A 24,312-nucleotide genomic window follows, 5' to 3' on the forward strand; every position below is an offset into this window, starting at 1 on the left:
AACAGACGGATCGTAAGACTTGGCCAGCGTACCGCCGCCTATCGAAAACAGCGATATTTCTCCAATCTCGATCGTCGACGAGATGAAGTCGAGTTATCTCGACTATGCGATGTCGGTGATCGTGTCGCGCGCGCTCCCCGACGTGCGCGACGGTCTGAAGCCCGTCCATCGCCGCATTCTCTACGCCTGTCAGGAAGGCGGTTTCGTCGCCGGACGCCCCTATCGCAAGTCAGCGAAGATCGTCGGCGACGTGATGGGTAATTATCACCCGCACGGCGATTCCTCTATCTATGACGCGCTCGCACGCCTCGCCCAGGATTGGGCGATGCGTGTGCCGCTGATCGACGGCCAAGGCAATTTCGGATCGATGGATCCCGATCCGCCCGCGTCGATGCGCTACACCGAGGCGCGCCTCGCCAAGGTGACGATGACCCTGCTCGAGGATCTCGAGAAGGACACCGTCAACTTCACGCCCAATTATGACGGCTCGCGGCAGGAGCCGCAGGTCCTGCCCGCGCGCTTCCCCAATCTGCTGGTCAACGGCGCCGGCGGCATCGCGGTCGGCATGGCGACCAACATTCCGCCGCACAATCTGGGTGAGGTCATCACCGCCTGCAAAGCCTATGTCGAGAACCCGGCGATCACGATCGACGAGTTGATGGCCATCGTCCCCGCGCCGGATTTCCCTACCGGGGCGATGATCCTCGGCCAGTCGGGCGCGCGCCAGGCCTATCACACCGGCCGCGGCTCGATCATCATGCGCTCGCGCCATGTGGTCGAAGAGGGCCGCAACGACCGCCGCTCGATCGTGCTGACCGAGATCCCCTATCAGGTCGGCAAGTCGGGCCTCGTCGAGAAGATTGCCGAAGCCGCCAAGGACAAGCGGATCGAGGGCGTCTCCGACATCCGCGACGAGTCCAACCGCCACGGCGTCCGCATCGTTCTCGAGCTGAAGCGCGACGCCACTCCCGATGTCGTGCTCAACCAGCTGTGGCGGCACACGCCCGCGCAGACCAGCTTCCCGGCCAACATGCTCGCAATCCGCGGCGGCCGCCCGGAAACGCTGAACCTGCGCGACATCATCGAGTCCTTCGTCAAGTTCCGCGAAGAGGTGATCACGCGCCGGTCGAAGTTCGAGCTCAACAAGGCCCGCGAGCGCGCGCATATCCTGCTCGGACTGGTGATCGCGGTCACCAATCTCGACGAGGTGGTGCGCATCATCCGTGGCTCGGCAAGCCCGGCGGAAGCGCGTGCCTCGCTGCTCGCGCGCGAATGGCCGCGTGGTGAAATCGAATCCTACATCAAGCTGGTCGAGGCGGTCGACACGATCGGCGACGCGCCGACCTATCAGCTGACCGAGACCCAGGTCCGCGCGATCCTCGACCTGCGCCTGCACCGGCTGACCGCACTCGGCCGCGACGAGATCGGCGGGGAGCTGGCGGAGCTGGCGGCCTCGATCGCCGAGCTGCTCGACATTCTCGGCAATCGCGCGCGCCTCTATCAGGTGATGATCGAGGAGTTCGACGCGGTCCAGGTCGAGTTCGCGACGCCGCGCCGCACGCTCATCGCACCGGCCGGCGACGATATCGACGACGAGGACCTGATCGAGCGCGAGGACATGGTCGTCACCGTGACGCATGGCGGCTACATCAAGCGCACCCCGCTCGAAGCCTTCCGTGCGCAGCGCCGTGGCGGCAAGGGCCGCTCGGGCATGGCGACCAAGGAAGAGGATGCCGTCACCGAGCTGTTCGTGACGAGCACCCACACGCCGGTGCTGTTCTTCTCGAACCACGGCAAGGTCTATCGCAAGAAGGTGTGGCGCCTGCCCGAGGGCGCGCCGCAGGCGCGCGGGCGGCCGATGATCAACCTGCTGCCACTCGCGGACGGCGAGAAGATTACCACTGTGCTGCCGCTGCCCGAGGACGAGGAAAGCTGGGGTTCGCTTCACGTCGTCTTCGCGACGGCGCATGGCAATGTCCGCCGTAACTCGATGGACGCCTTCGCGAACGTACCGACCAACGGCAAATTCGCGATGCGCTTCGACGAGGACGCAACCGATCGCCTGATCGGCGTGGCGCTGCTGACCGAAAGCGACGACGTCCTGCTGGCTACCCGCGCGGGCAAGGCGATCCGCTTTGCTTCCACCGAAGTGCGCGAGTTCCAGAGCCGCACCTCAACGGGTGTGCGCGGCATCCTGCTCAAGGATGGCGACGAAGTGATCTCGCTCTCGATCCTCAAGGGGTTTGAAGCCACCACTGAGGAGCGCGAGGCCTATCTCCGCGCCGCGCCGTGGAAGGACAATGGCGCCGACCCAACGCTGTCGCCCGAGCGGATGGCCGAGTTCGAAGCCGCAGAGGAGTTCATCCTCACCGTTTGCGCCAATGGCTATGGCAAGCGCAGCTCGGCCTACGAATATCGCCGGACCGGCCGTGGCGGCCAGGGCATCGGCAATATCGACAATCTGGAGCGCAACGGCCCGGTCGTCGCCAGCTTCCCGGCGCATAATGGCGAGCAGCTGATGCTGGTCACCGATCAGGCCAAGCTGATCCGCCTTTCGGTGGGCGATACGCGCGTCATCGGGCGCAACTCTGCGGGCGTTCGCCTCTTCAACGTGTCCGACAACGAACATGTCGTCGGCGCGGCGCGGATCGAAGAAAGCGAAGAGGATGCCGAGGTTGATCTGGGCGATGGCGAGCAGACCATCGCGCCGGACGATGGCGCCGTTATCGGCGAAGACCTTGCCGATGGCGGAGAGGACAGCGAAGCGTGATCGAGGGGGCGGCCGACGGCCGCCCCTTTCGCCCTCAGTGCGCCAGCAGCAGCTTTTCCACCTTGTCGATCGGATGATTGACATAGTCCTTGTCGAGTTCGGCGACGATCCTGTCGGCAACGCTGTGATCATAGGCCTGGCGTAGCTCTCCCAAGGTGCGCGGTGGCGCGACTACGATGATGTCCGCGTCGCCATTCTTTTGAACCTTGGCCTTTAGCACCTCCGCCATGTCGCGGGCGAAGCGGTCCTCTTCGATCTGGTGATAGTCGGGCTCCTCGTAGCTGTTGAGCCCGCCGCCTACCTGATTCATCGCTCTGCCTGGCGCGTCGGTCTTGAGCTCGCGATCATCCAGTCCCGGCTGGGCTCGCTGATCCTCGACCACCAGATTGGGATAGTCGGCATCGCCTTCGTTGCGCAGGAACAGCGACTTCCGGCCGTCTGCCAGCATCACGAGGACGTCATGTGCGATCCGCATGAATTCTGTCCTTTCAATGAGTTGAAAGGGAAACGTCTCATCACCTTCGAGGGTTGCCCCCCTCGTCAGTAATTGCGGAAGATCTTCCGAACCAGCTGCCCGCGCCAGGGGCGGCCATGATAGTTGAAGAAGAACCAGCCATAGACCGTCGTGAAAAACAGGACCAGCGGCGCGAGCGGATCGCGGTTCGCCCGCATGTGCCGATACAGCGCCAGATCGGCCGCGCGCCGGTCGCGCTCGGTTCCGCCGCCATATATGCCATAGGCATTGTCGTGCGCCCGGCACCCCGCGTTGCGATTATGCTTGGTGCCATCCATGAAAAGGCAATAGTGACGTTCCTGGTCGGCCATGAGGATCGAGTAAGCAGCGGCGATGCCGGGGTTCAAGCGTAAAATATTCTATCTCAGCGGTTTCGATCCCCGTGGCGCCCGCTTCTACCACCAGCTCTATGCCGAGCAGGCGGCGCTCTATGCGCGCGCCAGCGGCCATGAGATCGACGTGGGAAAGCGTCGCCGGCTGCCACCCCATTCGGTCGGCTGGACCGTCGAGGACCGCACCGACGATGCCGTGACCGAGCATGAATTTCTCGGCTGGGACGACGTCATTCGCGCGCATTGGGTCAAGAACCCGATCGGACTGCTGCGCCACTCGGTGCGTGCCTATTGGAACTTCACCCGTCTGCTCGACTGGCCGATCGTGCGGAAATTCCCGTGGGGCGTGCGCTTCGCCTTCTATTATCCGGGCGTCTCGACGATCCTGCTGCCGATCCTGTTCGGACTGCTGCTGGCGCTGCCGGCGGCGATCCTGCTGGGGCCGCTATGGGGTGGGCTTGCCGCCGCACTGGTCGGTCTGGCGGTCGCGATGTTCGTGGTGCGCAAGATCCAGGGCTTCTGGCTGCTGCGCTTCATCATCTTCAACGACACGCTGGCCGGCGATCGCCTGCCCGGCGACGTCGACGAGCGCATGGCCGCCTTCGCCGACCGCATCCGCGCGAGCCTGTCGGAGGACTGGGACGAAATCCTGTTCGTCACCCACAGCAACGGCTCGATCATGGCGGTGCCGATCATGGCACGCATCCTGGCGGCCGAGGGCGGCGCCCTCCCCGACCGGTTCAGTCTCGTCACCCTCGGCTCCTGCATCGCCCTGATCGGCAACCGCAAGGACAGCCACCGCTTCCACGAGCAGCTGGAGGCGGTCGGCCAGGGCGATTTCCACTGGCTCGACATCGGATCGATTACCGACGGCGCCTGCATCGCCGGCATCGACCCGTGCATCAGCTGCAAGCAGCCGCGCCGGGCCCACCTGTTCCAGACCAGCCCGCGCTGGTTCAAATATTGCGATCCCGCCACCTATCAGGCGCGCCGCCGCAACAAGTACGAGACGCATTTCGACTATCTGCGGACGTTCGACCGCCTCTCTCCGCTCGACTATATCGGGCTAAGCTCGGGCGCCCGGCCGCTCGCCGGATCGATCGAAGCGTTCAAGGCCGACAATCATGGCTGAGCCGTCCACAGAAGATTGCGGCTTCATCCCGCCCTACCCGGTTCCGCACCGGGACAAGGCATCGCTGGTCAAGCGCTTCCTGACCGGCTGGAACAGCTGGATCCACACGCTGTTCGAGCGCAGCTACACGATGCAGATGGGCGAAATCCGCCTGCCCCGCCTCGATTTCTATATCGCCAACGACCTGTCGGTGGTCGACCGGGTGATGGACGACAAGGACAAGGTGTTTCCCAAGCACCGCTTCCTCAACGACCTGCTCGATCCGCTGATCGGCAACAGCGTCTTCTCGGCCAATGGGCAGGACTGGGAAGAGCAGCGGACGATGGTGAACCCCGCCTTCGCCCACACCAATCTCAAGCGCGTCTTTCCCGCGATGCAGGGGGCGGTCGACGACCTGCTCGCGACGATCGCGGCGATGGATCGCAGCCGTCCGATCGAGGTCGATCCGCTGATGACCCATGTCGCGGCCGACATCATCTATCGCACGATCTTCTCGGTGAAGCTCGACGCCGCCAGCGCCGAGCATATCTACCACGCCTTCCATCGCTACCAGAAGAACGTCCAGCCGGCGGCGATGCTCAAGCTCTACGGCCTGCCGCTGCTCGGCTATCGCAAGCGCGCCGAAAAGGCCGCGAAGGCGATCCACGGCGTGTTCGGACCGATCGTGCGGACCCGCTATGACGCCTGGCATGCCGGCACCGGCGAAGCCCAGGACGACATTCTCCAGTCGCTGCTCGAAGCCCGCCATCCGCGCACCGGCCAGCCCTTCACCTATGTCGAGCTGATGGAGCAGATCTCGACGATCTTCCTGGCCGGCCACGAGACCGCCGCCTCGGCGATGAGCTGGGCGCTCTACCTTCTCGCCGAATGCCCCCATGCGCAGGACGCGCTGGTGGCGGAGATCGAGCGCGAGACGGCGGGCGAAGCGATCAGCTTCGAATCGCTGCGCGGCATGACGGCGGTGCGCAACCTGTTCAAGGAAACGCTGCGCCTCTACCCGCCGGTCAGCTTCTTCGTGCGCGAGGTGACTGCGGACCTCACGCTGCGCGACAAATGGCTGAAGAAGGGCGCGATGCTCGTCATCTCGCCCTGGCTGATCCAGCGCAACCGCAACAACTGGAAATGCCCCCACGCCTTCGCGCCCGAACGGTTCGACGACCCCGACCAGGCCGAAGCCAGCCGCCGCGCCTATATGCCCTTCGGCAAGGGCCCCCGCATCTGCATCGGCGCGGGCTTCGCCCAGCAGGAAGGGATACTGATCATCGCCAGCATCGTCCGCGCGTTCAGGTTACGCTATCCCGAGCATATAAAGAGGCCGGAACCGGTGAGCCGGCTGACGTTGCGGCCGAAAGAGGCGGTGCAGTTGTTTTTCGAGGAGCGTGCGTTGGGCCGATTAGATGATCGATACCTTTAGGCGCGCTGTCCGGAAGCAGACCTGCAAAATCTTTGCCTCGGTGGGAGTATGTTTGTGATCGCTCGGCTCACGATCCTATTCTCCGTAGTAGCAACAGTGTCGGCCTGCGCAGACCATAGACGACCGCTCACGCCCGACATATTCGACATCGCCAAGACCAAGTGTGAGGCACCTGACGCCCATCTATCGAAGTCTGACCCACAAACAATTCTCTTGCGGGGAAACTCGCCAGACAACCCCGCAAAAGCCAGATGCCTGATGGAGCAGCTAAGAGGTACGGATGCCAGAGGGATTGCATTCATAAGCGAACCACCGCGCTAAACGCGCTAAACCGCTGTTCATCGGCTCGGCTCGCGTTAGCCGACACATCCGGGAACCGGTCGTTTCGCTAATAAGGCGAAACAGTACTAGACCCGCCGCAACCTGATTTGAGCCCGAAGCCCCGGGAGTTAAGTGCAGCGTCACCGTAATCCTGCGAGGCCGAGCTTCGGATCTGTCAGAAGGCGACCTATTGCAGAGGCTTTGTGCGCCTGTAAGATGAAATATGTGAACAAATCCCAGCGCGCTTCTCTCGTTTTGATTGCAACGCTGGCGGGGTGCAATACGTCCACTTACAATCCCGTAATTACTGCCCGGACTTTTGCCCGATTTGAGTGCAAGGCCGAAGGCTCAGCTGAAGATGCAGCCAAAAGCATCAACGGATTTGCAAAGCGGTTAAATGCAACCGCAGAAATTCACGATATTACGTACGGAAAGACAGGAAAAGTGGTTGTCGTAAATCGTGTAAAATCCGATAAAAATGATGTTCAACTAGTCTTCATATATCTAGAAAATAGCCCGACAGTAGAATTACTCGGAGTAAAGCCGGGACACCCAAATGCAAGTGACAAAGCCCTAATTTCTTCGACAATGCAGGCTGCACCCGTCAGAGACTGCAAGCCGTTGCCATTCGGCTCCTAAAAAATCTCGAAAATCGCTTCCTCCTGCTCGGTTCACGTCGTGATCGGCGGATTGTTGCCTCGTACCATGCAGATAAGAGCGAAATTGAGGACCAGCGCTCGAACTCACGCCCCGCGCAGCAGCAGGTCCGCCTTATCCAGCACCAGTACCGAACTCGGGCACCAGCCCTGCCACACGACGCGGGGGATACTGTTGCTGATCAGGGTCGGCTCGTCGAACGAGTCGGTCAGTTCATAGCGCTCGGGAAGGCGGAAGATCATGCCGAGGGTCTGCTGCACGTCCCGACCACCGAAGCGGCGGACATGGTCGTCCTGGCCGAAGCGTGCGGTCGCGTCGGCGGGGTCGAGCGGGTCGAAATCGACCGGGTCATAGCCCTCGCCCCATATTTCGCGAAAACGCCCAGTCCAACACGCTTCCGACGCGCCGCTATTCAAGGGGTTGTCGCACGTGTCACCGTCAACCCCAACTATGTCCACGCGCCCAGAGTCTACGGCAAATGGTGCAGCGGCAACCTAAGCTATCGACACCTGCCGTCCGATGTGTTGATTTCAGACATTGCGATCGCCACCAAGGCGGGGCGCGGAGAAAATTTATGGGGCAGGCGATCAGTCCGTTGGCGAGACCAGCAATCGACGGTCAAAGCCTGAAGCGACTCGAAACGCACTTCATCGCTCCCGAATTCTATCGCCGCGAAGACGTGGCAGAGCGCCAGGCGAAGCTGGCGCGCATCGTGTCGAGCGAGATAGTCCCGCGGCTGCTCAGGCTGCACAGCGAGGCTGTTCCGGCTGCCCCGCCCGTGAAGCTCGTCATCGAAACCCTGGCCCCGACCAGCGCCGACATCACAGGCCTTGCCGACATCGTGCTTGGCAGCGATCTGGAGGCTGCCGCCGCTTACGTGCTGGTTCTCCGCGACCGGGGGCTTTCGATGGACACGTTGTTCCTCGAATTGATCGAGCCTACCGCGCGCTGTCTCGGCGAGATGTGGGACCGCGACGAGTGTGATTTCATCGATGTCACCCTGGGCGTCGCCCGGCTGCAGAAGCTGCTGGCGGTCTTCAACGACACCTATACCCTGCTGGCGCTGGACGAACGTCGCCATGTCCTGATGGCGATGACGCCGGGTAACCAGCATTCCTTCGGGGTCAAGATTGTGGAACGGTTCCTGCTGGCTGCCGGTTGGCAGGTCCGGACCGAGCTTGAGGGAACGTCCGCAGACATCGCGGAGATCGCCAAGAACAGCTGGTTCGCGGTCGTCGGGCTGACGGCGGGATCGGAGCGGCAACTCGCGAGCATGAGCTCGACCATTGCGCAGATACGCCGGGAGTCTCGCAATCAGGCGGTCGGCATCATGGTCGGCGGGCCGATGTTTACCGCGAATTCCAAGCTTGCCCACGACGTCGGTGCAGACGCCACGGCCCCTAACGCGCCGTCCGCCGTCATTGTCGCACAGAAACTGTTCGACCTTTCCGTGGCTGCATTCCATGGCACGGCGCGGCCATAGGCCAGCCCCCGCAAATCGAAACACAGCGGCGGCGCGTCCTCTCGGCACCTTGAGGTGCAAATCTGTGTTTCTATTCCGGCCCGGCGGGCAATCCGCGATCTGCCGGGCCGGCGAGACCGAGCTTGAACTTATCGGACTGGCATAGAAATCCTGATCCGTTCGGCTACAAAGTCCGCCTGGAGCGGTTCCCGATCTGACTGCGTCAGATCAACTGCTCTATCCTCTTCGTTTGTCGCGTTTTCTGAATCGTCGGGTGATTCCACCCGACTGGAAAACGTTCCAGGCTCATGCCCCGCGCAGCAGCAAATCCTCCTTGCCGAGCGCCAGCACCGAACTCGGGCACCAGCCCCGCCATACGACGCGGGGGATGTTGTTGCGGATCAGGGTCGGCTCGTCGAACGTGGCGGTCAGGTCATAATGTTCGGGCAGGCGGAAGATCATGCCCAGGGTCTGCTGGACGTCCCGACCGCCGAAGCGGCGGACATGGTCGTCCTGACCGAAGCGCGCGGTCGCGTCGGCGGGGTCGAGGGGGCCGAGGTCTTCGGCCGAATGACCGTCGCGGATGATGGGGATGCAGCAGATATGCCTGCCCTCGGGCTTGAGCGCGCGGTGGAGATGGTAGAGCACCGCCGTCACATTGCCGGGGATATGCTCCATCACATGCGAGTGGATGATCAGGTCGTAATGGCCGGAGGGCAGCGCGGCCGCATCGCGGACGAGGTCCATCGCGCGGATGCCGGGGACATGGGAGAAGAGCGACGGGTCGAAGTCGACCGGGTCATAGCCCTCGCCCCAGATCTCGCGGAAGCGGCCGGCGAAGCAGGCCTCGGGCGCGAAGTGGAGGACGCGCAGGCCGGGGCGGAGCAGCCCTTCGCGCTCGAGCATCATCCACAGCAACCGAGCCCGGACGTTCGAGCCGCAGCCGGCACATGTGATATGCGGCTTTGAGCCCGCCCCTTCGAAGCGCGCCGTGCCGCAGATCGGGCAGCGCATCCACTGTTCGTCCTGCCCCAGTCGCTCGAGCGTCGGGATCAACTCGTCGAAATGGTCGATCAGTGCTGCCGCCCCCAGCTGCTCGGGCGGGCGATCGGAAAAGCCGAAGCTCACCGCGACGGTCGGGATGTTCGCATTGCGGCCGGTGTCGGTGTCGGTGATCGAGTCGCCGACATAGGCCGCCCTGCCCCCGCCGCAGCGCGCGATCGCCTCGAACAGCGGCGCCGGGTCGGGCTTGCGGACGGGCAGCGTGTCGCCGCCGACCAGCGCGTCGAAGCGGTCGGCCCAGCCGAGCTCGTCGATGCAGCGGCGCGCCAGCTTTTCGGCCTTGTTGGTGCACACCGCCAGCTTCACGCCGCGCGCCGCCAAGGTATCGAGCGCCTTGTTCAGCCCCGGAAAGATCGTTGTCCCGTCGGCGATATGGTCGAGATAATATTCGATGAAGATCGGGAAGCCCTGCTCGACCAGCGCCTCGGTCATCTCGCCGGTGGCGGCGAGGCCCTTCTGGAGCAGCGCGCGGGCGCCATGGCCGACCATGTGGCGCACATCCTCGGCGGGCACGGCGGGCCGCCCCAGCGCGCCCAACGCGTGATTCAGCGCGGCGGTGAGGTCCGGGGCGGTGTCGGCAAGAGTGCCGTCCAGATCGAATGCGACGACGTCGAAGGGAAAATCAGCAGCCATGGGGCGCTCCATCGCCCGCCCCATATGGAAAAGGCAAGCGCTTCGTGGCAGAGCGTCGCGGATGACGCACCGTCCGTTCGCCGCCCTGATCCTTGCCGCCGGCAAGGGCACCCGCATGAAGTCCGATCTGCACAAGGTCCTGCACCCGGTCGCGGGACGGCCGATGCTCGGCCATCTGATCGCGGCGGTCGACGAACTGGGGGCTGCGCGCAAGCTGGTCGTCACCGGCGCGGGGCGTGAGCAGGTCGAGACCTTCGTGGCGCCGCTGGGCGTCGAAGTGGCGACGCAGGAGCCCCAGCTCGGCACGGCTCATGCTGTGCAGCAGGGAGAAGCGAGCCTCGCCGGCTTCGCGGGCGATATCCTGATCCTCTACGGCGACGTGCCGCTCGTGCCCGCCGCGACGATGCGCCGCATGCTCGACCGCCTCAACGAGGCCGATGCGCCGGTCGCGGTCGTGCTCGGTTTCCGTCCGGCCGATCCGCTCGCTTATGGCCGCATTCTCGCAGCGTCCGACGGGACGATCGAGGACATGGTCGAGTTTAAGGACGCCACGCCCGAACAACGCGCGGTCGACCTGTGCAATTCGGGGCTGATGGCGGTGCGCGGGGAGCGGCTCTGGCCGCTGCTGGCGCAGGTCGGCAACGACAATGCGGCTGGCGAATATTATCTGCCAGACATCGTCCGCATCGCCCGTGCGCAGGGTGAGTGCTCGGTGGTGATCGAGGCCGAGGCCTGGGAGGTCGCGGGCGTTAACAGCCGGGCCGAACTGGCTGCGGTCGAGCAGGAATGGCAGCGACGGCGGCGACTGCAGGCCATGGCGGACGGCGCGACGCTGATCGCGCCGAAAACGGTCTGGTTCGCGCATGACACGAAGGTCGGACGCGACGTGGTGATCGAACCCAATGTGGTGTTCGGGCCCGGCGTCACGATCGGCGACCGGGTGACGATCCACGCCTTCAGCCACATTGAGGGTGCGCATGTCCGCGCGGAGGCTGAGATCGGCCCTTATGCCCGGCTCCGGCCCGGCGCGGACATCGGCGAACAGGCGAAGATCGGCAATTTCGTCGAGGTGAAGAAAGCGACCTTCGGCAAGGGCGCCAAGGCCAATCACCTGTCCTATATCGGCGATGCGGAGATCGGTGCGAAGGCCAATATCGGGGCGGGCACGATCACCTGCAATTATGACGGCTTCCTCAAATATCGCACGGTGGTCGGCGAAGGCACGTTCATCGGGTCGAACAGCGCGCTGGTCGCGCCAGTGACGATCGGCGACGGCGCGATGGTGGCTGCCGGTTCGGTCATCACCCGCGATATCGAGGCCGGCGCGCTGGCAGTCGCCCGCGGACAGCAGGAGGCGCGCTCGGGCTGGGCTTCGCGATTCCGCGAGGCGATGGCGGCCAAGAAGGCGGCAAAGGGCTGACATTCGTTCGCCGGACTTCGTAAGTCGGCATTCATCGTGGCTCTAACATAGCCACGCGCGGTTGAACTCTGGTGGGGCTTAAGGTCGATGTGCGGCATTATCGGCATAGTGGGCAAGGAAGACGTTTCGGAGCGGCTGGTGGCCGGTCTCCGGCGGCTCGAATATCGCGGCTATGACTCGGCCGGCATCTGCACGATCCATGACGGCCAGCTCGAGCGGCGCCGCGCCGAGGGCAAGCTCGACAATCTCGCGCGCAAGCTGGATGCCGAACCGCTGCCGGGCCTGATCGGCATCGCCCACACCCGCTGGGCGACGCATGGTGCGCCGACGCAGGACAATGCCCATCCGCACGCGACGGGTGAGGTCGCGCTCGTCCACAATGGCATCATCGAGAATTTCAAGCCGCTGCGCGACGAGCTGATCGCCAAGGGCCGCGTGTTCGAGAGCCAGACCGACACCGAAGTGGTCGCGCACCTGATTTCCGCCGATGTCGAAGCCGGCATGGACCCGGTCGAGGCGGTCCGCACCAATCTCAAGCGGCTGCACGGCGCCTTCGCGCTCGCGATACTGTTCCGGCAGAACCCGGACATGCTGATCGGCGCGCGTCTCGGTTCGCCGCTGGTCGTCGGCTATGGCGACAATGGCGAGACCTATCTCGGGTCGGACGCCCTCGCGCTCGCCCCCCTGACCCAGCGGATCAGCTATCTCGACGAGGGCGACTGGGTCGTCATCACGCGCGAGAAGACCCAGATCTACGACCGTGACGACCAGCCGGTCGACCGCCCGATCGTCCTGTCGGGTGCGTCGAACCTGACGATCGACAAGGGCAATCACCGGCACTTCATGCTCAAGGAAATCTACGAGCAGCCGATCGTCGTCGCCCAGACGCTGAAATCCTATGTCCGCAGGCTAGAGGATCGGGTGTCGCTGCCCGTCCCCGATTTCGACCTGGGCTCGATCCGCCGCGTGACGATCGTCGCCTGCGGGACGAGCTTCTATGCGGGCATGGTCGCCAAATATTGGTTCGAGCAGTTCGCGCGCGTGCCCGTCGACCTCGATGTGGCGTCCGAGTTCCGCTACCGCGCGCCGGTGATGGAAGAGGGCGGCCTGGCTCTCTTCATCAGCCAGTCGGGCGAGACCGCCGACACGCTCGCCGCCCTGCGCCACGCGCGCGCCGAGGGGCAGAAGATAGCGGTGGTGGTCAACGTGCCCACCTCCACCATGGCCCGCGAAGCCGACCTGCTGCTGCCCACCCATGCGGGCCCGGAGATCGGCGTCGCCTCGACCAAGGCGTTCACCTGCCAGCTGGCGGTGCTGGCCGCGCTCGCCGCCAATCTCGCCCGGGCCAAAGGACGCCTGTCCGAGCGCGAGGAGAAGGACATCGTCCGACATCTGTCGGAGGCCCCCGCCGCGATCAACGGCGCGCTCGCCTATGACGCGACGATCGAGGCGATGGCCGGCACGATCGCGACCGCACGCGACGTCCTCTATCTCGGCCGCGGCACCGATTATCCGCTGGCACTCGAAGGCGCGCTGAAGCTTAAGGAGATCAGCTACATCCACGCCGAAGGCTATGCCGCAGGCGAAATGAAGCATGGGCCGATCGCCCTGATCGACGACAAGGTGCCGGTGATCGTCATCGCACCGTCGGGGCCGCTGTTCGACAAGACCGTGTCGAACATGCAGGAGGTCCAGGCGCGCGGCGGCAAGGTCGTCCTCATCTCCGACTATGACGGGGTCGCGGCAGCCGGCGAGGGATGCATGGCGACGATCACCATGCCCAAGGTCCATCCGCTGATCGCCCCGATCGTCTATGCCATTCCGGTGCAGTTGCTGGCCTATCATGTCGCGGTCGCCAAGGGCACCGACGTCGATCAGCCGCGCAACCTCGCAAAGTCGGTGACCGTCGAGTAACGGCCTCGGCGAGGCCCTGGATTGAAACTGTCATGGCTGCGCCCTTATGCAGCCGGGCGAGACGCGCTTATTGGCGCGCAACGGCAAGGATATAACGATGCGATTGGCGATCATCGGCACCGGCTATGTCGGTCTCGTTTCCGGAGCCTGCTTCTCCGAGTTCGGCCATGACGTGACCTGCGTCGACATCAACGAGGCGACCATCGCCAAGCTCAAGGCCGGCGAGATTCCGATCTACGAGCCGGGACTGGACGATCTCGTCCGTCGCAACAGCCGGTCGGGGCGTCTCAGCTTCACGAGCGACATCGCCGAGGGCGTGCGCGACGCCGACGCAGTCTTCATCGCCGTGGGAACCCCCTCCAGGCGCGGCGACGGCCATGCGGACCTGTCCTATGTCTTTGCGGCGGCAGAACAGGCAGCGAAGGCACTGACGAAGCCATGCGTCATGGTGACCAAGTCGACGGTCCCGGTCGGTACCGCGAAACAGGTCGCCGAGATCGTCGAGAAGGCACGCCCCGACCTGCGGATCGAGGTCGCCTCCAATCCCGAATTCCTCCGCGAGGGATCGGCGATCGAGGATTTCATGCGCCCCGACCGCGTGGTCTGCGGCACCTCGGACGAAAATGCCAAGGCCGTGCTGCGCGACATCTACCGCCCCCTGTCGCTGCGCGAGGTTCCGATCCTGTTTGTCGACTGCGCGACGTCCGAGCTGATCAAATATGCCGCCAACGCCTTTCTCGCGGTGAAGATCACCTTCATCAACGAGATCGCCGATCTGTGCGAAAAGGCGGGTGCGAACGTCCAGGCGGTCGCCCATGGCATCGGCATGGACAAGCGGATCGGCAGCAAATTCCTCCATGCCGGGCCCGGCTATGGCGGTTCCTGCTTCCCCAAGGATACCACGGCGCTGCTGAAGACCGCCGAAGACCATGAGACGCCGCTCCAGATCGTCAAGGCGACGGTCGACGTGAACAGCCAGCGCAAGCGCTCGATGGGACGGCGCGTCATCGCGGCGGCGGGCGGATCGGTGAAGGACAAGAAGATCGCGCTGCTCGGCCTGACCTTCAAGCCGAACACCGACGACATGCGCGACAGCCCGGCGATCGACATCGTGCGCGTGCTGCAGGACCATGGCGCACAGGTCAGCGCCTATGACCCCGAGGGGCGCCATCAGGCCGAAGCCATGCTCGACGGGGTGGCGTTCGCCGACGATGCCTATCAGGCGATGGACGGCGCCGAGGTGCTGGTCCTCGTTACCGAGTGGAACGAGTTCCGCGCGCTCGATCTCGACCGCGTCCGTCGCCTGTTGCGCACCCCGACGATCGTCGACCTGCGCAACATCTATCCGCCCGAGCAGATGCGCGCGGCGGGCTTCGACTATAGCTCGATCGGCCGGCCTTGAGCGCGCGCCGCGCGCTGCACCGGCCGACCTGATCATTCCGCCCATGGGCGGCCGCTCCCGCTGAGGCTATGGCGAAAGGAAAGACCGAGGCGAGAGGGCGAAAATGGCGGGATCCGGCGGGGTCGAGGCAGCGATAGACTTCGGCAGCTATGATTATGTGATCGCGGGAGCCGGCACCGCCGGCAGCCTGCTCGCCAACCGCCTGTCTTCCGACCCGCGCAACCGCGTGCTGGTGCTCGAGGCCGGCGGTCAGGACGACTGGATCTGGTTCCATATTCCGGTCGGCTATCTGTTCGCGATCGGCCACCGCCGCGCCGACTGGCTGTTCGAGACAGAAGTCGAGGCCGGATTGGGTGGACGAAAACTCGCTTATCCGCGTGGCAAGGTGATCGGCGGATGCTCGTCGATCAACGCGATGGTCTATATGCGCGGGCAAGCCGCAGACTATGACGGATGGCGGCAACTGGGCCTGACCGGCTGGGGCTGGGACGACGTCTTGCCCCATTTTCTGGCCCATGAGGATCATTGCGCAGCGGACGGACGCTTTCACCGCGCCGGGGGCGAATGGCGCGTCGAAAACCCTCGCATAAGCTGGGAGATATTGGACGCCATTCGCGCGGCCGCGCAGGCCGCCGGGATCGCGCCGATCGCCGACTTCAACCGGGGCGACAATGAGGGCTCCTCCTACTTCCAAGTCAACCAGCGCAACGGCCGGCGGGTCAGCGCAGCCGGCGCCTTCCTGAAACCCGCCCTGTCCCGTCCCAATTTGCGCCTCGAAACCGGTGTCGAGATCGAGCGCGTCACGATCGAAGATGGCCGGGCTATGGGCATCCTCTTCCGCAAGCAGGGGCAACTGCACCACGCCAGTTCGAACCGGGAGACCATCCTCGCGGCCGGCGCGATCGGCAGCCCCAAGCTGCTGCAACTGTCGGGCATCGGCGATCCCGAGCGGCTGACCGAGGCGGGGATAGGCGTGCGTCATGCGCTCCCCGGCGTCGGCGCCAATCTGCAAGACCATCTGCAGATCCGGCCGATCTACAAGGTGTCCGGCGTCCGCACGCTCAACACGGATTATGCTAATCTCTTCAAGCGCGCGAAGATGGGCTGGGATTATCTGCTGTTCCGCAATGGCCCGCTGACCATGGCGCCGTCGCAGATGGGGGCCTTCGCCCGCTCCTCCCCCGATCAGGACCGCGCCAATCTGCAATACCACTTCCAGCCGCTGTCGCTCGACAAATGGGGCGACGGGCTGCACCGCTTCGGCGCCTTCACCGCCAGCGTGTGCAACTTGCGACCGACGAGCCGGGGGCGGGTAGATCTGGCGGGCCCCGACGCCGCCCTGCCCCCACGCATCCGTCCTAACTATCTCTCGACGGACGAGGACCAGCGCGTCGCAGTCGAATCGCTGCGACTGACCCGGCGGATCGTGTCGCAGCAGCCGCTCTCGAAATATCGGCCGGAAGAGTTCCGGCCCGGCCCTGCCGCCAACAGCGACGAGGAACTGCTACAGGCTGCAGCCGATCTCGCGACAACGATTTTTCACCCCGTGGGTACGGCGGCCATGGGGATCGAAGGCGACCCGATGGCGGTCCTCGACGAACGGCTTCGCGTGCGCGGGATGGGCGGACTGCGCGTGATCGACGCCTCGGCGATGCCGCGCATCGTATCGGGCAACACAAGCTCCCCCACGCTGATGATCGCCGAAAAGGGCGCGGCGATGGTGCTGGAAGATGCGCGGGCAGGATGCTGAGCGCCATCGGACGGCGTATATGAAAAGGGCCGGCTCGCCTTAGCGGGCCGGCCCTTTCATGCATCGGGGATTAGCCTCAGGCAGGCTTGGGTTCGCCCCAGCCCCCACCCGATCCGCCTGGACGGTGGCTCTTCGGAATGGACGAGCCGCCGGTGCTGAGCGCAGTCGGGGTCCGGACATTGCCCTGATCGCGGCCGATATCGTCGCCCTTGATGACCCGCTTGGCTTCCTCGCCCGACAGCGTCTCATATTCGAGCAGGGCCTCGGCGAGGCGATGCAGTTCGTCGATATTGTCGGTCAGCACCTTGCGCGCGGTCTGCTCGGCCTCCTCGATCAGTCGACGCACCTCCTGGTCGATCATCTGGGCGGTCGCCTCGCTGACGCTCTGGTTGCGCGCCACCGAATGGCCGAGGAAGACCTCGTCCTGATTGTCGCGATAGCGCAGCCAGCCGAGCTTCTCGGACATGCCATATTCCATGACCATCGAACGGGCCATGTCGGTCGCCTGCTGGATGTCGTTCGAAGCGCCGGTGTTCAGTTCGTCCGCGCCATAGATGATCTGCTCGGCGATGCGACCGCCGAAGCACAGCGCCAGCCGCGCCTTCATCTGTTTCATCGACATCGAATAACGATCGCGCTCGGGAAGGTTCCAGGTCACGCCCAGTGCGCGGCCGCGCGGGATGATCGTCACCTTGTGCAGCGGATCGCAGCCGGGCACGTAGAGCGATACCAAGGCATGGCCCGCCTCATGATAGGCGGTCGCCTTCTTCTCGTCCTCGGTCATGACCATGGACTTGCGCTCGGCGCCCATCATGACCTTGTCCTTGGCTTCCTCGAACTCCTTCATCGCGACAAGGCGCTTGCCCTTGCGCGCACCGAGGAGTGCCGCCTCGTTGACGAGGTTGGCCAGGTCGGCGCCGGAGAAGCCGGGCGTGCCGCGTGCGATGGTGCGCGCGTTGACGTCGGGTGCCAGCGGCACCTTCTTCATGTGGACGGCCAGAATCTTCTCGCGGCCCTCGATATCGGGACGCGGTACCACGACCTGCCGGTCGAAGCGGCCCGGACGCAGCAAAGCCGGGTCGAGCACGTCGGGGCGGTTGGTCGCGGCGACGATGATGATGCCTTCATTGGCCTCGAAACCGTCCATCTCGACCAGCAACTGGTTCAACGTCTGCTCGCGCTCGTCATTGCCATTGCCGAGGCCAGCGCCGCGATGGCGGCCGACGGCGTCGATTTCATCAATGAACACGATGCAGGGCGCGTTCTTCTTGGCCTGTTCGAACATGTCGCGGACGCGGCTCGCGCCGACGCCGACGAACATCTCGACGAAGTCCGAGCCGGAGATCGTGAAGAAGGGCACATTGGCCTCACCGGCAATGGCGCGGGCCAGCAGCGTCTTACCGGTACCCGGCGAGCCGACCAGCAGCGCCCCCTTCGGGATCTTGCCGCCTAGCCGCGCGAACTTGGTCGGGTCCTTCAGGAAGTCGACGATCTCCTGGAGCTCCTCGCGGGCCTCGTCGATGCCGGCAACATCGTCGAAGGTCACACGACCGTGCTTCTCGGTCAGCATGCGCGCACGCGACTTGCCGAAGCCCATCGCGCCCGAACCCGCGTTCTTCTGCATCTGACGCATCACGAAGAAGGCGATGCCGAGAATCAGCAGGAAGGGCAGCGACTGGTAGAGCATGATCATCCAGAAGCTGGTCTGCTCCGCCGGCTTGGCACGGAAGGTCACACCCTTTTCCGACAGGCGCTGGATCAACATCGGATCACTGGGCGCGTTGGTCGTGAAAGCGGTGCCGTTCGAGAATTTGCCGCTGACCACGCCGTCGCCGATATCGGCCTCGCGCACGGCGCCGTCATCGACGCGGGCAAGGAACTCGGAATAGGCGATCTGTTCGCCGGGTCCGGTGCGTGACGAACTCTCGAACAGCGACACGAAAACGACGAGCGCGAGGAGGATGCCCATCCATATGGCCAGGCTCTTCATCCACGGATTGGGCTGCTTCGGCTCTTTGTCTTCGTTCATCGTTCAGGTCTGCCTTTCGGGGGGCAAGATAGGCATGATCGGCTTAATAACAATGGAACAGATCGGACGAGCGGGCCCTTTCATCGACGGGGCGGTGCTCTTTCGACCAGGATGCGGCGGCCGGGCGAAAGTTTCAGTCGCCCCACCGTCGCGGTCGACCCTTGCTCCAGCCGCTTCATGGCGGTTTCCAGCGTCGGGCCATCCACATGCGAATCGGCCTCGCCGACCAGCCGTGCGAGTATCCGCCTTGTGATCTCGCGCGGCAAGCCCTCGAGGTCGGCAAGCATGCGTCCATTGGGGAAATGGGAAACCCGCGAGCGCATCGCCTCGGCAGTGACCCAGCACAAAGCCTCTTCCGCCTCGGCGAGATGCGCTGCCGAAGCGGCCAGTCGTTCTACGTCCAGTCCACTGCCGACGCCGGCAAGCAGGGCGCGAAACCTGCTGCGGTCGTGGCGCGGATCATGGTTGCTGGGGTCATCGACGGTCGCGACTGCGGCCGCGATCGCCTTCAATTCCGTTCGCCGCCAGCCGAGCAGCGGACGGACCAGCCGCACGCCGCCCAGTGTACGGGAAGCTCTGATAGCGACGAGGCCGGCCAGCCCTGCGCCCCGATCGAGCCGCATCAGCAGCGTTTCGGCCTGGTCATCGGCATGGTGCGCGGTGGCAATGGCGTCCAACTGCCGGTCCGATGCCCAATCGGCCAGGGCCGCGTAACGCGCTTCCCGCGCCGCCGCCTGGACGCTCGCGCCGGGGGCAACCGTCACCGCCAGCGTGGCATGCGGAACATCCAGCCGCGCACAGGCGGACGCGACCAGCGCGGCCTCTGCCGCCGCCTCAGGACGCAACCCATGGTCCACCGTGGCCGCCTCGACCCGGCCGGGACAGGAACGCGCCGCGAGAAGCAGCATAGCCATGCTGTCGGGCCCGCCGGAAACGGCGAGCCCTACGCGATCCGACGGCGTCGACAGGAGCCGTTCCAGGTCCGCCCGGAATCGCTCGACCTGGGCCGCCTCTATCGTCATGGCCGCAAAGGCCGGATCGACGAGGCGGAGGTCAGCCGCCTATTTGCATTTTGCATCGGTCCGGCCCTTGGCGACCATCTGCGCCAGCGGACCGGTCGTTACCTGATCGGGATATTTGGCCGACAATACGTCATAAGCCTGACAAGCCTTGTCGAACAAAGGCGGCTTACGCTTCATCAGCGCTTCGGCCATGAAGACATAGCTGTGCGGTGCCCGCTCGCCATCCTCGATCTTCGTATTCTCGAAGAACTCGCGGATAGCCTCGTTATACTGCCCGCTGTCCAGATAGGCCCGGCCCGCAAGATTGCGGGCATAGCTGGCATATTTGTCTTTGGGATATTTGGCGTACATCGCCTTGAGTGCAGCGATCGCCTCCGGATATTTCTTCGCCATCCACAGGTCGTAACCCGCCATATAGGCGTCCTTGCCGGGATTGCCGCTGGGCGGCGTCGCGACCGGCGCGGCGGCGGGCGTTGTGGCAGCTGGCGGCGTGGCGGCGGGGGCACCCGGCTTCGGCGCTGGCGGCACCACATAGGGCAGGCTCGCCCCGCCCGTCGCCGGACCGGACGCAGCCGGCGCCTTGCCTTCCAGCGTGTTGAGGCGGAACTCGGTATCGCCCTTCATCTTGGCGAACTGATCTTCCAGCTTGCGCAGATTATAGCTGTTCTGCTCGACCTGACCGGTCATCGCGGCCAGTGCCTTCTCCAGCGCGTCGACGCGGCGGCTGAGGTCGACCAGCGGCGCATCGGCCGGCGAACCCGCCGGGGCGGGAGCCGCCGCCTGCGGCTTGATCTCGGGTTCGAAATAGGTCTGTGCGCCGCCGGGGAACACCTTCCGCTGGACGGCCTTGATCTCCTTCTCGAGCTTGTCGACGCGCTTCTCGACGGGCATCGACTGCTGCGCCAGCGCTGGCGTCGCAACCGTGACGAGCAGGAGGGCGATCATCGCCTTTTTCATTCTGAACCTAATCCCATGATCGTTTCGCGTGGATAATGCAGCCTGTCGGGGCCCCGGATCAAGGCTGGCCGCGCCGATCCGTCCCAGAGGCGGGCTCGGCCGCCGGAGCGGTCGTGGTCGGCTCGGCCGGGGGCGTCACGTCACGAAAGGCGGGTGGCAGTGATGCCCTCTCTCGGCGCCGGGCAGGCCTTGTCGCTTCGGCCGAAGAGGCGGGCGCCGCTTCCGGCGTCGCGGCATTGCCGTCGGCATCGCTTTCCGTGGTTTCGGGCTTGGCCGTCGCGATCGCCACCAACGCGTCGCGCTTGAGGCTATAGGCGCGCACCAGCCGGTCCGGCTCCCCGATCGGCGGCAGCGCGGTGGCGCCGATCGCGACACGAACCGACTGCGGACGGCCGGTGCGCAGGACCGGATCGATAACGTCCTCGGCCAGCGTGTAGCTCTGCCCTGCGGGCAGCACGCTCATGAAATAGGTCCGTCCATCACGCTCGGAAACCTTGAGCCAGACATCCTCGATCGCCGTGACGGTGATCGGGCCGGTCGGCACGGCAGGTTCGGCGGGCGGCGGCGGGACGACCGGCTTGGGCGGCAGGGGGCGGTTGTCTTCCACCGTGTCCGCTGCAAGCCTGGCCAGATCCACATTGTCTTCCTGGAAGCGCAGCAGCAAATAGCCCATGCCGAGCAGCAGGGCGACGCCCAGCGCGACCATCGCCAGCAGGCGTGACGGCACGCGCGACGGATCGACCGGCTCATAGGCGGTGGGCTCGAAATGGCCGCGGCGCTCGTCGCCGATCTCATCGCGAAAAGCGCGGGACAGCAGCGTACCGTCTAACCCCAGAGTCGTTGCGTAGGTTCGCACGAATCCGACCGAATAGGGCGCGGCAGGCAGGCCTTCATGGTTGCCGCTCTCGATCGCCTCGAGATGCCGCAGCGGAATTCGCGTGCGCGCGGCGACGTCGCTGAGCTCGATATTCTGACGCACGCGTTCCGCCGCCAATTGCTGGCCGACGCTCCGCGGAGCCTTGTTCTGCTCTTCACCAGCGCTTTCGCTCATCGCGTACTCCTTCGCGCTCCGTGGCGATCACGCAGGCAGGACGGTCTCAAAAAACGGTCTGCCAGCGCCGCACGAAGCGTCGTTCCCCCTGGCTGCTTAGGTCTGCCCCGCAAATCAGGATACCGCAACCCCATTGCGTTCGGCCCAGGCACCGAGATCGCCACGCAGACTACGGACCGGACGCGCCAGAAAGTCCCCCATTTCCGCGCGCAGCTTGCCCAGGTCCAGCGTGCGGAGCATCGCCTTGACCGGTCCGACCGAGGCCGGCGTGATCGAGAGGCGCCCGATGCCCAGTCCCACCAGCGCCATCGCCTCGAGCGGACGGCCGCCCATCTCGCCGCACACGCCGATCGGAACGCCGGCGTCGAGCGTCTGCCGCGTGACCCGGTTGAGGAAGCGCAGGATCGACGGGCTCAGCCAGTCATAGCGCTCAGCCAGCTTGGGGTTGGCGCGATCGGCCGCGAACAGGAACTGGGTCAGATCGTTGGTGCCGATCGACAGGAAGTCGAGCTTCGGCAGCAGCATGTCGAGACTTTCCGCGAGCGCGGGAACCTCGAGCATCGTGCCATAGCGAATGGCATTGGGAACGCCGCGTCCATGGTCGTGGATCCATTTGCGCTGTGCCTCGAACAGCGCCACCGCCTCTTCATATTCCCAAGGCTCCGACACCATCGGGAACATGACATTGAGCGTCCGGCCAGCCGCTGCCTCGATCAGCGCGCGCGCCTGGACCTTCATCAACGCGTCGCGTTCCAGGCCAAGACGGATCGCCCGCCAGCCCAGCGCCGGATTCTCCTCGGTGACATCGTCCGCCGTCTTGAGATAGGGCAGCGCCTTGTCGCCGCCGATATCGACCGTGCGGAAGATGACGGGCCGATCGCCCGCCGCCTCCATCACTTCGCGGTAGAGACGCTGCTGTCGCTCGCGCTGCGGCAGCGTCGCCGAGACGAGGAACTGGAACTCGGTGCGGAACAACCCGATGCCGTCGGCGCCGGTGACGTCGAGCGCGGCGATATCGTCGCGCAGGCCAGCATTGACCATCAGTTCGATCCGCACGCCGTCCGCAGTCTCGGCCGGCAGGTCGCGCATGGCGGCGAACTCGGCGCGACGCTTCTGGCTGACGACGAGCTTGGCCTCGAACGCCTCTTCCATCGACACATTGGGCCGGACCACGACCGAGCCGGTCGAGCTGTCGAGCAGGAGATAATCTCCGTCGGCGACCGTCCGGCGAACGTCCTTCACGCGGCCGAGAACCGGAATGCCCATCGCCCGCGCCACGATCGTGACATGCGCGGTCAGCGAGCCCTCCTCGAGCACGACGCCCTTGAGCCGCCGCCGGTCATATTCGAGCAGTTCGGCCGGTCCCAGGTTGCGCGCGATCAGGATCGAATCCTGCCGCAGACCCAATTGCGCGGCGGTCCCAAGTTGGCCCGAAACGATCCTCAGCAGCCGGTTGGACAGATCCTCCAGATCGTGCATCCGGTCGGCAAGCAGCGGATCGCCAATCTCGCGCATCCGCATCCGCGTACGCTGCTGGACGCGTTCGATCGCCGCCTCCGCGGTCAGGCCGCTGTCGATCGCCTCGTTGATCCGCCGGATCCAGCCTTCGTCATAGGCGAACATCTTGTACATCGCGAGAATGTCCTGATGCTCCCCTGCCGCGCCGAAATCGGCTTCGCGCGTCATCCGTTCGATCTGGTCGCGCATCCGCGCAAAGGCGGAAATCACCCGATGCCGTTCCACCTCGACATCTTCGGCGACCGTATGCTCGATCTCGATCCTGGGCTGGTGATAGACGGCCCGCCCCCCGGCCATACCCTCGACGAGCTTCAGGCCGAGCAGGCGTACCGGGCTCGAGTCGCGCACGCCCTTGGCGCCCGGCCCCTTTTCGTCGACCAGCCCGGCTCCGGCGATCAGTTCGGCGAGCACCATCGCCACCGTCTGCAACGCCTCGATCTCGACCTCGTCGAAGCGACGCTGGTCGCGATGCTGGACCGACAGGACGCCGACCGCCTGTTCGCGCCGGACGATCGGGACGCCGGCAAAGCTGTGGAACAGCTCCTCGCCCGTTTCGGGCTTGTACGCGAAGTCGGGGTGGCTCGTCGCCTCGTCGAGGTTGAGCGTCTCGACGTTCTTGGCGATCGTGCCGACCAGACCCTCGCCCAGCGCGAGCTTGGTAACGTGGACGGCTTCCTGCTTAAGGCCGCGGGTCGCAAACAGCTCGAGGACACCGTCGCGAAGCAGGTAGATCGAGCAAACCTCGGTCCCCAGCTCCTCGCCGATGATCTGCACGACCTGATTGAGTTTTGTCTGCGCCGCCGACCGCGATGCCATCACGTCGTGCAGGCGCGTCAATATGGTGCGCGCGGCGGAAGTGGCGATCAGCGGTGACATCAGGAGCGCGCTATCAGAAAGCGGCACCGGATTCCAACCTCGACGTACCGTTCCCGCAATCTCCCGTACATCCGGG

The 24,312-nt window shown here is 64.9% G+C and carries 18 protein-coding genes; 9 read left to right on the plus strand and 9 right to left on the minus strand.

Annotated elements, in window-relative coordinates; all coding sequences use genetic code 11:
• Window positions 1-82: 82 nt before the first annotated feature.
• Window positions 83-2,770 carry a DNA gyrase subunit A gene (gene gyrA / locus G6P88_RS04400; RefSeq protein ID WP_247710567.1) on the plus strand — a complete coding sequence of 896 codons (2,688 nt, stop codon included), beginning with the start codon at window positions 83-85 and terminating at the stop codon, window positions 2,768-2,770.
• Between the two features lie 34 nt (window positions 2,771-2,804).
• On the opposite strand, the gene G6P88_RS04405 is transcribed toward gyrA, so the two are convergent.
• Window positions 2,805-3,245: a host attachment family protein gene (locus tag G6P88_RS04405; RefSeq protein ID WP_165322013.1), complete on the minus strand. Its 441-nt coding sequence runs from the start codon at window positions 3,243-3,245 to the stop codon at window positions 2,805-2,807.
• A gap of 65 nt (window positions 3,246-3,310) precedes the next feature.
• On the minus strand, window positions 3,311-3,562 hold the full coding sequence (locus G6P88_RS04410) for a hypothetical protein (protein WP_226946724.1): 252 nt from the start codon (window positions 3,560-3,562) through the stop codon (window positions 3,311-3,313).
• Between the two features lie 55 nt (window positions 3,563-3,617).
• On the opposite strand from G6P88_RS04410, the gene G6P88_RS04415 reads away from it, so the two are divergent.
• The 3 genes from G6P88_RS04415 to G6P88_RS04425 all read left to right on the plus strand — a co-directional run bounded on the left by G6P88_RS04415 (window position 3,618) and on the right by G6P88_RS04425 (window position 7,122).
• A complete protein-coding gene (locus tag G6P88_RS04415) occupies window positions 3,618-4,748 on the plus strand; it encodes a hypothetical protein (protein WP_165322015.1) in 1,131 nt (376 codons plus the stop codon).
• Complete coding sequence (locus G6P88_RS04420) at window positions 4,741-6,162, plus strand: cytochrome P450 (RefSeq protein WP_165322016.1); 1,422 nt, start codon at window positions 4,741-4,743, stop codon at window positions 6,160-6,162. The genes G6P88_RS04415 and G6P88_RS04420 overlap by 8 nt, the downstream gene beginning before the upstream one ends.
• Window positions 6,163-6,708: 546 nt before the next feature.
• Window positions 6,709-7,122, plus strand: a complete 414-nt coding sequence (locus tag G6P88_RS04425; RefSeq protein WP_165322017.1) for a hypothetical protein — start codon at window positions 6,709-6,711, stop codon at window positions 7,120-7,122.
• A 104-nt stretch (window positions 7,123-7,226) separates the two neighbouring features.
• On the opposite strand, the gene G6P88_RS04430 is transcribed toward G6P88_RS04425, so the two are convergent.
• The gene (locus tag G6P88_RS04430) at window positions 7,227-7,556 is read right to left on the minus strand and encodes a hypothetical protein (protein WP_165322018.1); all 330 of its coding nucleotides are present in this window, start codon (window positions 7,554-7,556) and stop codon (window positions 7,227-7,229) included.
• Window positions 7,557-7,714: 158 nt separating this feature from the next.
• On the opposite strand from G6P88_RS04430, the gene G6P88_RS04435 reads away from it, so the two are divergent.
• Window positions 7,715-8,623, plus strand: a complete 909-nt coding sequence (locus G6P88_RS04435) for a cobalamin B12-binding domain-containing protein (RefSeq protein ID WP_165322019.1) — start codon at window positions 7,715-7,717, stop codon at window positions 8,621-8,623.
• A gap of 285 nt (window positions 8,624-8,908) precedes the next feature.
• Here G6P88_RS04435 and G6P88_RS20475 read toward each other — a convergent pair whose 3' ends face one another.
• Entirely contained in the window at window positions 8,909-10,297 is a 1,389-nt protein-coding gene (locus G6P88_RS20475; protein ID WP_345719194.1) for an HAD-IA family hydrolase, read from the minus strand.
• 61 nt (window positions 10,298-10,358) lie between these two features.
• Here G6P88_RS20475 and glmU point away from each other — a divergent pair, with 61 nt between their 5' ends.
• The 4 genes from glmU to G6P88_RS04460 all read left to right on the plus strand — a co-directional run bounded on the left by glmU (window position 10,359) and on the right by G6P88_RS04460 (window position 16,783).
• Window positions 10,359-11,717 (plus strand): bifunctional UDP-N-acetylglucosamine diphosphorylase/glucosamine-1-phosphate N-acetyltransferase GlmU, encoded by a 1,359-nt coding sequence (glmU, locus tag G6P88_RS04445; protein WP_165322021.1) that lies wholly within the window; start codon window positions 10,359-10,361, stop codon window positions 11,715-11,717.
• An 87-nt stretch (window positions 11,718-11,804) separates the two neighbouring features.
• A complete protein-coding gene (gene glmS, locus G6P88_RS04450; RefSeq protein ID WP_165322022.1) occupies window positions 11,805-13,631 on the plus strand; it encodes a glutamine--fructose-6-phosphate transaminase (isomerizing) in 1,827 nt (608 codons plus the stop codon).
• 97 nt (window positions 13,632-13,728) lie between these two features.
• Window positions 13,729-15,033: a UDP-glucose dehydrogenase family protein gene (locus tag G6P88_RS04455; RefSeq protein WP_165322023.1), complete on the plus strand. Its 1,305-nt coding sequence runs from the start codon at window positions 13,729-13,731 to the stop codon at window positions 15,031-15,033.
• A 103-nt stretch (window positions 15,034-15,136) separates the two neighbouring features.
• The gene (locus G6P88_RS04460; protein WP_165322024.1) at window positions 15,137-16,783 is read left to right on the plus strand and encodes a GMC family oxidoreductase; all 1,647 of its coding nucleotides are present in this window, start codon (window positions 15,137-15,139) and stop codon (window positions 16,781-16,783) included.
• A gap of 76 nt (window positions 16,784-16,859) precedes the next feature.
• Here the strand turns inward: G6P88_RS04460 and ftsH are convergent, their stop codons facing one another.
• From ftsH to ptsP, 5 genes are all read right to left on the minus strand, one after another.
• Complete coding sequence (gene ftsH / locus G6P88_RS04465; protein ID WP_165322025.1) at window positions 16,860-18,812, minus strand: ATP-dependent zinc metalloprotease FtsH; 1,953 nt, start codon at window positions 18,810-18,812, stop codon at window positions 16,860-16,862.
• Window positions 18,813-18,892: 80 nt separating this feature from the next.
• Window positions 18,893-19,834, minus strand: coding sequence for a tRNA lysidine(34) synthetase TilS (gene tilS / locus G6P88_RS04470; protein ID WP_165322026.1), 942 nt, complete (start codon window positions 19,832-19,834; stop codon window positions 18,893-18,895).
• A gap of 39 nt (window positions 19,835-19,873) precedes the next feature.
• Entirely contained in the window at window positions 19,874-20,791 is a 918-nt protein-coding gene (locus G6P88_RS04475) for a tetratricopeptide repeat protein (RefSeq protein WP_165322027.1), read from the minus strand.
• A 58-nt stretch (window positions 20,792-20,849) separates the two neighbouring features.
• Window positions 20,850-21,842: a helix-turn-helix domain-containing protein gene (locus G6P88_RS04480; RefSeq protein WP_165322028.1), complete on the minus strand. Its 993-nt coding sequence runs from the start codon at window positions 21,840-21,842 to the stop codon at window positions 20,850-20,852.
• A 114-nt stretch (window positions 21,843-21,956) separates the two neighbouring features.
• Window positions 21,957-24,236, minus strand: a complete 2,280-nt coding sequence (gene ptsP / locus G6P88_RS04485) for a phosphoenolpyruvate--protein phosphotransferase (protein WP_165322029.1) — start codon at window positions 24,234-24,236, stop codon at window positions 21,957-21,959.
• Window positions 24,237-24,312 lie beyond the last annotated feature (76 nt).

This window comes from Rhizorhabdus phycosphaerae (assembly GCF_011044255.1).
In the GTDB taxonomy this organism is placed as follows: Bacteria; Pseudomonadota; Alphaproteobacteria; order Sphingomonadales; family Sphingomonadaceae; genus Rhizorhabdus; species Rhizorhabdus phycosphaerae.